Annotated in this window: 9 protein-coding genes; 5 read left to right on the top strand and 4 right to left on the bottom strand. The window is 48.3% G+C overall.

Annotation, left to right across the window (positions count from 1 at the left end; translation table 11 throughout):
* Positions 1-49: 49 nt before the first annotated feature.
* On the top strand, positions 50-1,816 hold the full coding sequence (locus DXN05_RS15245) for an ABC transporter ATP-binding protein (protein WP_116848131.1): 1,767 nt from the start codon (positions 50-52) through the stop codon (positions 1,814-1,816).
* 10 nt (positions 1,817-1,826) lie between these two features.
* The gene (locus tag DXN05_RS15240; protein WP_116848130.1) at positions 1,827-3,599 is read left to right on the top strand and encodes an ABC transporter ATP-binding protein; all 1,773 of its coding nucleotides are present in this window, start codon (positions 1,827-1,829) and stop codon (positions 3,597-3,599) included.
* Between the two features lie 164 nt (positions 3,600-3,763).
* Here the strand turns inward: DXN05_RS15240 and DXN05_RS15235 are convergent, their stop codons facing one another.
* The 3 genes from DXN05_RS15235 to DXN05_RS15220 form a co-directional block, all read right to left on the bottom strand.
* Complete coding sequence (locus DXN05_RS15235; protein ID WP_116848129.1) at positions 3,764-4,315, bottom strand: ferritin; 552 nt, start codon at positions 4,313-4,315, stop codon at positions 3,764-3,766.
* Positions 4,316-5,057: 742 nt separating this feature from the next.
* Positions 5,058-5,684, bottom strand: a complete 627-nt coding sequence (locus DXN05_RS15225; protein WP_116848127.1) for an SRPBCC family protein — start codon at positions 5,682-5,684, stop codon at positions 5,058-5,060.
* A 316-nt stretch (positions 5,685-6,000) separates the two neighbouring features.
* Positions 6,001-7,245 (bottom strand): DEAD/DEAH box helicase, encoded by a 1,245-nt coding sequence (locus tag DXN05_RS15220; RefSeq protein ID WP_116848126.1) that lies wholly within the window; start codon positions 7,243-7,245, stop codon positions 6,001-6,003.
* Positions 7,246-7,433: 188 nt separating this feature from the next.
* On the opposite strand from DXN05_RS15220, the gene DXN05_RS15215 reads away from it, so the two are divergent.
* The 3 genes from DXN05_RS15215 (at position 7,434) to DXN05_RS15205 (ending at position 12,244) form a co-directional block, all read left to right on the top strand.
* Positions 7,434-10,082, top strand: coding sequence for a zinc-dependent metalloprotease (locus tag DXN05_RS15215; RefSeq protein ID WP_116848125.1), 2,649 nt, complete (start codon positions 7,434-7,436; stop codon positions 10,080-10,082).
* Between the two features lie 349 nt (positions 10,083-10,431).
* Positions 10,432-11,763, top strand: coding sequence for a sensor histidine kinase (locus tag DXN05_RS15210; protein WP_116848124.1), 1,332 nt, complete (start codon positions 10,432-10,434; stop codon positions 11,761-11,763).
* Positions 11,764-11,809: 46 nt separating this feature from the next.
* Positions 11,810-12,244 (top strand): c-type cytochrome, encoded by a 435-nt coding sequence (locus tag DXN05_RS15205; RefSeq protein ID WP_147313932.1) that lies wholly within the window; start codon positions 11,810-11,812, stop codon positions 12,242-12,244.
* Positions 12,245-12,545: 301 nt separating this feature from the next.
* Here the strand turns inward: DXN05_RS15205 and DXN05_RS15200 are convergent, their stop codons facing one another.
* On the bottom strand, positions 12,546-12,791 hold the full coding sequence (locus DXN05_RS15200) for a YtxH domain-containing protein (RefSeq protein WP_116848122.1): 246 nt from the start codon (positions 12,789-12,791) through the stop codon (positions 12,546-12,548).
* Positions 12,792-12,950 lie beyond the last annotated feature (159 nt).

The raw sequence follows: 12,950 nt of genomic DNA, 5'->3' as shown, positions 1-12,950 counted from the left end.
GGTGTACTTGTTTTTTTGACAAGATGCTTTGCCTGGCGTAATTTGGCATATGCGTAAACAAAAAGGGCAGGCAGCTCCCGCTGGAAAGTCCAAACCGGGTATCTTCAGCTTGCTGAAACCTTACAGAAAAATGCTGGTAATGCTGGTGGTACTGGCCTTGTTCAGCAACGGTGTAAACCTGTTATTGCCCGGCATTATTGCCCGCGGTATTGACAGCTATACGGCCGGTACCTATGTGCTCAAACACACGCTGCTGTGGTTCCTGGCTGCAGCGCTGTTTATTTTCGTGGTCACTTACCTGCAAAGTATTGTACAAACCTATGCATCTGAGAAAGTAGCGCGTAACCTGCGTACGCAACTGGTTGATAAAATCTCCCGGCAATCTTACGTGTTCATTCAAAAGGCCAATCCATCCAAACTGCTCACCAACTTAACCAGTGATGTGGATGCGATTAAAATGTTTGTTGCACAGGCCATTGTTTCCATCACTTCTTCCATATTCGTGATTGTAGGCGCCAGCATTCTGCTGCTGAGCATTAACTGGCGGCTGGGGCTGGTAGTATTGCTGCTGATACCCATTATCGGTATTACGTTTTTTATGGTATTGCGCAAAGTGCGCGCGCTGTTCAAGCGCAGCCGTGAAATCATTGACTGGTTAAATAAGGTGATCAATGAAAGCATACTCGGCTCTATGCTGGTGCGGGTGATTAATTCGCAGCAACTGGAGTATGATAAGTTCCTGCGTGCCAACACAGATGCGCGTGATCTTGGTTTGTCTATCCTGCGTTTGTTTGCAGCACTGATACCGGTAATACAATTTACCGCGAACATGGCCATACTGGCGATACTTGCGCTGGGCGGCCATTTCGTAATATCCGGCAGCATGTCGCTCGGTAATTTTGCTGCCTTTAACAGCTATCTCGTTATCCTTATTTTCCCGATACTGGTGATTGGATTTATGAGCAATGTGATTGCGCAGGCAACTGCATCATACAATCGTCTTGTAGAGATACTGGATGCGCCCGATGTTAAAGATACAGGCACTATTGCCGAGCCATTGAAAGGGGCTGTTGCCGTTGAATCGGTAACGATTAACTATGGTGGCAAAAAAGCACTGAACCAGGTTTCGTTTGAAGCGGCACCAGGCAGTAAAACAGCGATCATTGGTCCTACTGCGGGTGGTAAATCACAACTGCTGTACCTGCTGGCTGCATTGATTCAGCCGGATGAGGGGCGCATTACCTATGATGGTCATACCATTGCCGAATACAATAAGGAGCGCCTGCATGCGCAGCTGGGACTGGTTTTCCAGGATAGCATCATCTTTAACATGAGTGTGCGGGATAACATCGCCTTTAACAGCAGCGTTACCAGCGAAGACCTGCAATGTGCAATTGATACCGCTGAATTAGGCGATTTTATTGCTTCACTGCCGCAGCAGCTGGATACAGTTGTTTCGGAAAGAGGCTCCAGTTTGTCTGGCGGACAAAAGCAACGCATTATGCTGGCCAGGGCGCTGGCCATTAACCCGCGCGTATTGCTGCTGGATGATTTTACCGCGCGTGTTGATACACAAACCGAGCAGCGTATTTTGGACAATGTTCGCCGCAACTACCCGGGCATTACACTGATTTCGGTAACGCAGAAAATTGCAGCCGTAACACATTACGAGCAGATTATACTGCTGATGGAAGGAGAGGTGATTGCCAAAGGCACACATGAAGAACTCCTGGCATCCTGCCCTGAATACATCCAGATTTACCAGTCACAACGCAGCACCAGTCATTACGAAACCGTTCAGAACGGCGTACTGTAAAAATAGTTACATGAACAACCAGTCATACGATTTAAACCAGCTCTCAGCATCGGCGCCGGAGAAGAAATCCACCATTGCCGTGTTGCGCAAGCTGTTTGCACTGATCGCAGAAGAAAAAGGCAAGTTATACCTGGCCTGCCTTTTTATTATCATCAATGCACTCATCAACCTGTCTGGCCCGCTGCTGGTGGGTTATGCAATTGACCACTATGTGCAGCACAAGGAATACCACGGGTTGCTGGTAATATCCGGCTTTCTGCTGGCCATGTACCTGGTGGGTTTCTGCACCAGTTATGTGCAAACACGTTTAATGGGCGGGGTTGGACAGCGTTTGCTGTTTCAGCTGCGCAATGCCGTGTTCCGCAAGCTGCAGGAGCTGCCGGTGGCTTTCTTCAACCAGAATAAAGCAGGTGATCTTATCTCCCGCATCAACAACGATACCGATAAACTCAACCAGTTTTTTTCACAGTCACTCATGCAGTTTGTAGGCAGCCTGATTATCATGATCGGTGCAGGCATTTTCCTGCTTAGTATTCACATTGAACTGGGTAGTGCAGCCCTTGCGCCGGCATTGCTGATAGTGGTATTTACAAAGCTGGCATCGCCCTGGGTAAAACGCACCAATGCACTTAACCTGAAAAGCGTAGGTGGCATGAGCGCCGAAATACAGGAAAGCCTCAACAACTTTAAAGTGATCATTGCCTTTAACCGGCGTGACTATTTCAGGGAACGTTTTGAACAGGTGAATACGCAGAACTATACCACGGCCATGAAAGCAGGCGTTGCCAACAATATATTTATGCCGGTGTATGGCCTCTCTGCCAACCTTGGCCAGGTAGTGGTGCTGGTAATGGGTATTTACCTAATTGCTACCGGATCGTTTACGGTGGGTTTGCTCATCAGCTTCCTGGCATACGTTAACAACTTCTACAACCCGCTGCGCCAGCTGGCTGCGCTGTGGGCTAATTTCCAGGTAGCCATGGCAGGGTGGGACAGAATTTCCCAATTGCTGGCGCTGGAATCGAACCTGGAAACCGTGCAGGATAACAGTTTCCCCGTGCAGCCCGCGCTGCTTGAATTTAAAGACGTAAGCTTCGGTTATCCCAATGGCAAACCGGTACTGCACCATATCAGCTTTACACTGGAGCGTGGCAAAACATATGCATTTGTTGGCCCCACCGGTGGTGGTAAAACTACTACCGCTTCACTCATCGCGCGTTTGTACGACCCCACCGAAGGCAAAATAATGCTGGAAGGAAAAGACATACGTTCTTACGACGCCACTACACGCGCCACTACCATCGGGTTTATTTTGCAGGAGCCCTTCCTGTTTTCAGGTACAGTGCGGGAGAATATCCTGTATGGCAATGAGCAATACCTGGATTATACCAATGAACAACTGGTACAGGTAGTGCATGACGCCGGACTGGAAGCCCTGCTGGCGCGTTTTGACAATGGGCTGGACACAACGGTAAGCAACAGCGGCGACAGCATCAGCCTTGGCCAGAAACAGCTGCTGGCGTTTATGCGCGCGGTGTTGCGTAACCCATCGCTGCTGATACTGGATGAGGCCACGGCCAACATTGATACCGTAACAGAACAGCTGCTGGAAGACATCCTGCGCAGGCTGCCTGCTACCACCACCAGGGTGATCATCGCGCACAGGCTGAATACCATTGAATCAGCAGACGAAATATTCTTTATCAACGCCGGTGAAGTAAACCGCGCAGGCTCCCTGCAGGATGCAATGCACATGCTGTTGCAGGAGAAGCGGCAATCGTGAATTTTGAGAGCCATCGAGAATCGAGAATCGACAGTCGATTCACCTTCGCTTTGCCCGCGGCTGTGTCCTCACAGCCGCATCTGCACAAAGGCTAAAAGCTAATCGCTATCAGCTACTTACAGCTATCCGCTACCAGCTTGTAGCTCGAAGCTCGAAGCCGGCTGTTACGGGTTATCCTGTGATTTGTCTTCTGCAAGTTCTGCGTCATCGGGTGTTTTTTCGAGGTCGCGGTCAAGTGCGTATAGGGCATCGCTGCTGGCTTGTGCGCCGCCGGCAATCTTGATTTTATCGAGCAGGTTAATAGCCAGTGTTTCTTCTTCGGTTTGTTCTTTTACAAACCACTGCATAAAATTCCAGGTGGCCCAGTCTTCTTCCGTAAAGCTCTGTTTCACCAGCTGGTAAATGCCCTTCGTATTGTCCAGCTCCTGCTGAAATACTTTTTCAAAACAATCCTGCACATGCAGCGGGTCAGGACCAGGTTCGGGAATGGCGTCTATTTTAACACGCGCGCCTCTTTCAAGAATGTATTCGAGAAATTTCATCATGTGGTTGCGTTCTTCTTTGGCATGCCTGAACAGGAAGTTCGCAATGCCGTCGTATCCTTCACTCTGCGCCCAGGATGCGTAAGAAAGATAGATCTGTGAAGCATGTGCTTCCTTGGTCATTTGTGCATTAAGGGATGCGGTGATGGAGGGTGACAAGCGGTTTGTATTCATAAGTTACCTTTTACCGGGCTGTAAGGGAAAAATCGTGCCATGGCGGGAAAGATGGTTCAATTGCGGGATGGTTGGATGGTTGCATGGCTTTGCAGAATATGTGTAACGCACCAGCCCCACAAAAAACGGGCTATGCAGTTCCTCCGGGTGAAGAAACAACAGGCCTGATCCATTATTCTACAGCTATGGTTGAAGCTATTCCACACTTTGCCGTTCCGGGAAATGCAGTAAAAAAATCACAGATAATTAATGTACTGATAAATAGCCGGCTTATTCTTTCTGTTGGCATACATGAAATCTGGTACGGTTTTGCTACTGTTATCATCAAAGAACGGTGATTCTCTACGTTGAAACATATCCCACAACTTTCCGTAAAAAAGAAAGAAGCAGGATAAAAATAATAAAGAGATAAGCGTTCAAAAAAAGGTGTGTTCCGCAAGGAGTACACCTTTCATTGTTTTGGGGATACCCTGCGGGGTGTAGGCGTGTTCGGGAATCGAGAATCGACAGTCGGGGCCATCTAAGCAAATCTTTTGCGGCTTTGTTCCCTTGCGATCCTTGCGTGAAATTGATAAGTGCAAAAGCCCGAACGATGGTCGAACGATGCTAGAGCGATGGTATCTGTTGCCGTGGCAGGCGGCTTCAGCGCGTTAAAATGCGCTTTGATCTTCGCTTAAGATTTCAGCGTTTTCCGCGTATTCTGCGAGCAACCAACCTCGCAGCTCTGCACAGGAATATCTTGCTATGGCACGTACACCGTGTCTTTCCTGGCGCTTCGCAGGGAATCTATCTGGCGGTTCAGGCTGTCTACCTTGTGCAGCATGGTGTCTTGCTGAACAAGGGGGTATTCGGGTTCGGCAGCCGTGTATTCGTCGAGGTTCCTGAGGCTGGCATCCATCCAGGTGTTGAAGCGTTTGCGCCAGCTGTTTGCATATACTTTATTGAACCAGTTGCTGATCACCACATCAGAGGTCCAGATAACGCGGGTGCCGTTACCGGTGTTTTCTACCAGGAAGCTGTTTCCCGCAACACCGTATTTTTTATAGGTAATGGTGGCCCTGAGCTGACCAGGCTCCTGGGTCGATTCAATTAAAACATCGCCTTCACCATAATCCGCTACATCACTGCTCCAGTTTAAACGTGCACCCGAACCTGCAGCCGGACCATTATACGTGATGGTTGCTCCCGGATCGGAGCGCAGCCATTCCGCCCATTTTTTCCATTCATTGGTATTGCTCAGGGCACGGTATACCACCGGTTGCTTTGCTTTCAATACCATGGATTTTTCGAGGTGGATAGTGCCGGGAAGGAAATAAAATACAGTGCCGCCTATGATTATCAGGATAATAAGTACCAGCAGGAATCGCATATGGCTATAGTTTGGTTAGATGTGGGTGAGTAATCCAAATACTGTACCGTGTCAAAAGGGGTATTTGAGATAGATGGTTGAAATGGGTTGATAGTTATATGGTTAGGTGTCGTTGATTGAAGTTGTAGTTAAGAATAAATGAGGCGATATCGGCTGTAACGCGCATAATAAACGGGGAAGCCTTAAACGTCAAACATAAAACGTCAAACCTTCAACTTTCAAACATAAAAAAAGCCCGTAAAATGTACGGGCTTTTGAATGATGTAGCTGCAGGCAAATAAGCGTTAACAGCTGCAATGTATTTAAAATGAGTTGTTTACGGTTTCCTGTTACCAGAGTGGCGTTTGGGGCCACCCTTGTGATGAAACCGGCGTTTGCCGCCTCCGCCGCCACTGCCGCGACGCACATGAGGCGTGTATTCAGGGGTAGGACCGAATTGCTCCGGTACCTGTGCCTTTGTAACGGCATGTCCCAGTAATTGCTCAATACGGGCAAACTTGTTTTGCTCTTTTTCTTCAATAAAAGTATAGGCAGTACCTTCTGTTGCTGCGCGGGCTGTACGGCCAATGCGGTGTACATAATCCTCGCCGTCGTTCGGTACGTCGTAGTTGATAACCAGGTCAATATCTTCAATATCAATACCGCGGCTTAAAATGTCGGTAGCTACCAGGATGCTGAGTTTCTTGTTGCGGAAATCAACCAGTACCTGCTCGCGTTTGTCCTGCTCCAGGTCTGAGTGAATCTGGTCAACCGGCAGGTTGGCTCTTTTCAGCTCGGCGGTTAACGCTTTTACATTCTGTTTGCGGGAACAGAATACCAGTACGCTGGAGAAATCACCATTGGTGAGCAGGTATTTTACCAGGGGTATTTTCTGTGGTTCGTACACCACGAAAGCTTCCTGTACTATTTTCTCCGGTGGCTTGGAAATGGCGATACTTATTTCAACTGGGTTCCATAAAATGCTGGCTGCCAGCTTCTTGATCTTGGGAGGCATGGTCGCTGAAAACAGCAGGTTCTGCCTTTCTTTGGGCAGGTAAGAGATAATGCGGTTAATATCGTCGTAGAAGCCCATGTCCAGCATGCGGTCTGCTTCGTCGAGTACCAGGTATCTCAGGCCGTCCAGCTTTACGTAACCCATGTTCAGGTGGGCAATCATGCGGCCGGGGGTGCATATCACCATGTCAACCCCGTGCGACAAAGCTTTTTTCTCTGCAGAAAACAGCGATCCGTCGTTACCGCCGTAAACAGCGATAGAGCTAACAGAAGTAAAGTAGGAGATAGCCTCCATAGATTGGGCGATCTGCACGGCCAGTTCACGCGTAGGCACAATAACCATGGCGTTGATTTGCTGCGCATCGTGCGGCTGGGTAAGCAGTTTATGAATTACGGGCAACAGGAAAGCGGCTGTTTTACCGGTGCCAGTTTGCGCAAAGGCAATAATATCCCTTCCTTCGATGATAGGGGGAATTACCTGCTCCTGAACCGGGGTGGCGGTTTCATAACCCATCGAATCGATCCCATCCATTAACCGTTCATCAAAACCAAATTCTGTAAAATTCAATGTATCTGTGCTTAAATCTTTGATGTAATACTGGTAAAGATAATGATTTGGCCGGAAGATGCACGCAGCGCAGGCAGATTAGCCCGCATGTAACGCTGCCTGCCCGATATACACTTTCCGCCATTTATCACAAGCTGATGTATGCATAGGCGCAATCCCTTATATTTAGCCAAAGAAAATAACTGTAAATGAAGACTACCCTCGTCACCTGTACCCTTATTGCGGCAGGCGCATTGCTGGTCAACAGCACCCATGCGCAAACATTGCCCGCCAACGTAAAAAAAGCATTGGCCGATACCGCCAAATCCGCTGCCGCCAGCGCCCCTAAAAAGACTTCCATTGCCGATAAAACCAAAGGCAACAAGAAAATGGAAGGACTGTTTACCGTTTACCTGGATACTGCCAATGGCAATACACAGATCTTCGTAAGCAAAGGCCAGCTGGGAAAAAAATACATCTACCAGAGCTTCTCTGAGAATGGCCCGGCTTCATTGGGACTGAACAAAGGCACTTACCGCGACAATGCGGTGATCTGTATTAAAAAGTATTACGACAGGCTGGAATTCCAGCGCATGAACACCAATTTCTACTACGATCCTGCCAACCCGGTAAGCAAATCGGCTGATGTAAACCAGCCTGAAGCCATCTTCCTCACAGAGAAAATTGTGGCAGAAGACAGCACCGGTTACCTGGTATCGGGCGATGGCCTGTTTATGGGCGAAAAGCTCGACCAGATAAAGCCAACCTTCCCGCCCGGTATTCCGCCGGGTGCCGTGTTTAACCTGGGCGGTTTAAACCCCGGTAAAAGCCAGCTGGTGAAAGTGCGTGCTTACCCGCTTAATACCGATGTGGTGGTGGATCTCGCGTACGACAATCCCATGCCTTTTAACGGTGGCGGAAAAGACATTGCTGATGCGCGTTTTAACCGTATCCGCGTACAGCATTCCTTTCTTGAACTGCCTGAAGACAATTTTAAACCAAGATTGGATGACCCGCGTGTAGGTTTCTTTACCGAAGAAGTAACCGACCAAACCAGCATATCACCCACACCTTTCCGTGATATGATACACCGCTGGAACCTGGTGAAAAAAGATCCTTCCGCTGCGCTCAGCGAACCTGTTACACCCATTACCTGGTACATTGAAAACACTACGCCTGTTGAATACAGGGATGTGATTAAAGCTGCCGGTGAAAAATGGAACGAAGCTTTCGAGAAAGCCGGTTTCAAAAACGCCGTGGTAATGAAAGTGCAGCCGGATACGGCTACCTGGGAAGCTGGTGATATCCGTTATAATGTAATTCGCTGGGTAAGCTCACCGTACCCTGCCTATGGCGCTTACGGACCCAGCTTTGTAAACCCGCTGAGCGGTGAAATACTGGGTGCCGATATTATGGTAGAATGGTACAGCGGCAGCTTTACACCGGTGTACGATGAAATATTCAACAACCCCGGAAGTCCCGCTATGGCTGGCAGCAACCTGCCGCTGAATGTAACCACCGCTACCTTTGCAGGCGCAACACAGCCCGCACAACAGGCTTTGGCCAACAGCGCCAAACCTGAAATGTGCAATATGGCTGCTGAACTGAAAATGCAGTTCCTTACTGGTGTTACCGCGCTGGAAGCGGCAGGTGCGCCGGACAACGAATTAAAGGAAATGCACAAACAGTTCCTGTATTACCTGATACTGCATGAAATGGGGCATACCATGGGCTTAATGCACAACATGAAAGCCAGCCAGATGCTGAGCCCTGCAGAAATCAACAATACAGAGATCACGCACAAACTGGGCTTACAGGGTAGCGTAATGGATTATCCTGCCATCAATGTAAGTCTCGACCGCAGTAAACAGGGCGATTACTACACTACCAAGCCTGGTCCGTACGATTTATGGGCCATTGAATTTGCCTATACACCTACTGCCAGTGAAACAGAAGAAGCTGCTTTCCGCAAACGTATACTGGCGCGCAGCAACGAACCCGGACTGATGTTTGGCAATGATGCCGATGACATGCGTGCAGCAGGCAAGGCCATAGACCCACGTGTAAACGTGAACGATTTAACCAGCGATGCCGTAGGTTATGCCGACGACCGTTTTAAACTGGTGAACCTGTTAATGGGCAAACTCAAAACCAAGTATGCCCGCCCGGATGCAAGTTATGCCGAGCTGCGTGCGCGGTACAACCTGCTCAACGGTCAGCGTAACTCCATGATTGCAGCAGTAAGCCGTTACATTGGTGGTGTGTACATCGACCGCAGTTTTGTAGGCGAAACAGGTGCCACCAAACCGTATACACCGGTACCGCTGGCTTACCAGAAAAAAGCCATGGATGTGCTGGCCCGCAATGTTTTTGCACCAAATGCCTTTGATGCAGATGCACAGGTAATTCCTTACCTGCAAACACAGCGCCGCGGTTTTAACTTCTTCAGCACAACAGAAGATCCCAAGGTAACCGCTGTATATAACACACTTGCAGTTGGCGCCATTTCGCACCTGCTGCATGCACAAACCCTGCAGCGTATTACAGCCACCCGTTTGTACGGCAACCAGTATACTGCAGTAGATGTGCTGAACGATTTAACCAGGGCCATCTTCGATGCAGATATCAACGGCAATGTAAACGTATACCGCCAGTACCTGCAAACCACCTACGTAAAAGCCCTGGCACAAATGCTGGCAGAGCGTGGCGGTTATGATGATATTGCACAGGCAGCAGCCCGCAACACGCTCAAAAAGCTGAAAGCAAAACTCACTGCCACACCTGCAGCAAATGAAGAAGTAAAAGCACACAGGGGTAACCTGGTGTTTTTAATTGATGATGCTACTACGGTAAAATAGAGGTGCAGCGATATACCAATCGCAGTACATTAATTGATATAACACAAAGCCGTGCAGCCCGTTTCAACTTAATGGGGGCACGGCTTTTTTAGTTATTTTTACTCCTTGTTTCTGGCTGTAATTTATTTCCTGATAACCTGTAATAGATGAAATAAATATTAATATATGATCTGCGTCATACAAACGGGGTGGGTTGTTTGGCACGGCATTCATTTTATAATATATTTGTCATCCTTAAAGAATAATCCACTTTTTATCCTATAACAACTACTGCAAATGCAACTTCTATAATTCAACCCAATAGTATCCGTAACCATTCTCTGCTTCTATTCATGCCCTTGAACAATCCATGACCTTATATTTATTCACTGCCATCGATAAAGCGTACCGCAAAGATTTTCAGCAAACCGTGCGGTTGCAGAACCTGAAAGTAACGGGTTGGCTGGCGCGTTTTGTTGGGGTAACCTGCCTGCTGTTGTTTGCTTCGGCGCTGGTGATTAACTATAATAAAACATTACCGGGTGTGTGGCAATATTATGCCAAGGTTTTGCTGTTCCTGTTTTGTACGGCGTTTGCCTGCATTACCACCATTGCACTGGTACAACGCAAAACAACGGCTGAGAAGCTGGTACGGTATCATTTTATCACCTTATTGTATTCCCTGCTGTTTATTACCGGTTGTATGTGGTTCACTTTTGTGCAGCCCAATAACCTGCGCAGCACGCTGGTGATGATGGTGGTGGGTTTGGTGGTGATTAGTGTATTGATGGTATTCAACTGGCGCGAACTGCTGCTGATTGCAGGCACCTGCGGAACGGTGTTCGTTGTAGCCTGCCAGCATTACCAGGTGATGTATACCCTGCAGGTATTCAGCTTTTTTGTGCTGGCCTTTATTACCATGGCTTTTTTACTCATCGCACGCATGCTGTATTCGTACCACGTGAATTATTATTTGCAGATACGCATTATTGCAGAGCAGAATAAAGTCATTGCGCAGGTGAGCGACGTAAAGTCCGACATACTCGCCCAGGTAGTGCACGACCTGCGTAACCCGGTATCAGCCATACGCGCAGTGCTGGGCTTACTGAACGATTACCCGCATTCTGAAAAACAGAAAGAAGAATATGTGCACTGGATGCAGCAAAGCTGCGCACAGGCCGAGATTATTATTGATGAGCTGATTAATGCAGCAAGGCAAAAGAACATCAGCGGACTGCAAACACAATGTGTATCGCTCAACGAATGGCTGGAAACCATTTGCGACCAGTGGCAGCGCCGTTTGCCGCCGGAGAAGCAGCTGCAGTTAAAGCTGCCCGGTAAAGCCGTGCATGGCAATATCCATACAGCCAACCTGCAGCGCGCTGTAGACAATATTATTCACAATGCGGTGAAATTTACACCTGCAGAAGGCAATATTACCCTTGGACTTAACCGCTACCACAGCGGCGTGCGTATCACCATTGCCGATAACGGCATCGGTATTCCTGAAGCCCTGTTACCTACCTTGTTCGACCGTTTTTCTGCCTCCGGCCGTGCAGGTGTTGCCAATGAAAGCTCCAGCGGCCTGGGCCTGCATGTATCCAAACAGCTGATAGAAGCGCATGGCGGTTCACTTACGGTTACCTCGCATGTAAATGAGGGATCAGTTTTCAATATCCATCTTCCTTTCAGCATCCTGTAACAGCTGCTGGCATCAGTATTGTACTGCATGGGGTATGACACAGCCTATGATAACAACAGTTGCAGCATTATTTGCCCTGGCAATACTGGCCTGTAACAACCCCGCGCCCAAAACCGGCGGTGGCGGCACACTTTCACCCGCAACAGACAGCCTGGTAAACAGCGGTGGCCATTCAGCAGATGAAGCCGTTCGTGATGGTGCGGTACTAATTACGCGTGCAGATTGTTTTACCTGCCATGCCATCGAGAAAAAAGTGGTAGGCCCATCCTATAAAGATATTGCCCGCAAATACCAGCCCCTCGAAGGCAATGTAGACAAACTGACTACCGCCATCATCCGCGGCAGCCGCGGCATATGGGGCGATGCCGCCATGACCCCACACCCCAACATCTCCCATGAAGATGCCCGCAAAATGGTGAACTATATTTTCTCACTCAGGGATAATCTGCCGGTACAGGATACGGTGCGTATAAAGCAGTAGAAGCAGCTATTAGTTGGTAGCGGTTAGCTGATAGCCAATAGCGAATGGTGGTTAGCTATAGCGATTGGCTGATAGGATTAGCAGTTAATACAGTAAGCTCGTTATAAGCTTAGCCTGGATAAAAGCAAACAGCCAATAAACTGCAGCCAGAAAGAAGCTGAATAGTTATTAGCTGTTAATAGTAAAATAAGCAAGCTACGTTACGTTCCTCGCTAAGATCAACGTTAAACATCAAACGTTAAACCTTAAACGCACGATAAAAACTCGTAGCTAAAAAAAGAGCGCCTGAGCGCTCTTTTTTTTAAAGGGCTTGTTCCTTCACCTTATTCGTTACATTATGTAAATGTTCTTTTCCTTTTTTAATGGTGGCTGAAGCCTTGTCGCTTAAAGAAGCCAGGTGGTCTCTTATTTCATCGCTTGCATCACTGGCAGCATCTTTTACAGAAGAAAGAATTTCTTTGCCTTTTTTGCTTCTGAAAAAAATGACACCGGCTGCAACTACAGCTGCGCCAATGGCTATACTAACGGCGAGTTTCTGGTTACGCATATGCTATTGTTTTTTTAATTACGAGATGAGCGTTCTGTGATTGGTATGACAAGTATTGTGCCACTGCAAAACCGCAACAGCACCTCGCTGTAGCTTTACGCCGCTGCCATTGCTGCTTTTGGGGAGGGTATTCCTCAAGCTGCCCGGCACCGCAAACCG

Origin of the sequence: Deminuibacter soli, from assembly GCF_003412455.1 — a bacterium.
Classification (GTDB): Bacteria; Bacteroidota; Bacteroidia; order Chitinophagales; family Chitinophagaceae; genus Deminuibacter; species Deminuibacter soli.
The sequence above is the reverse complement of the archived record's forward strand: the minus strand, read 5'-3'. Positions and strand labels throughout refer to the sequence as shown.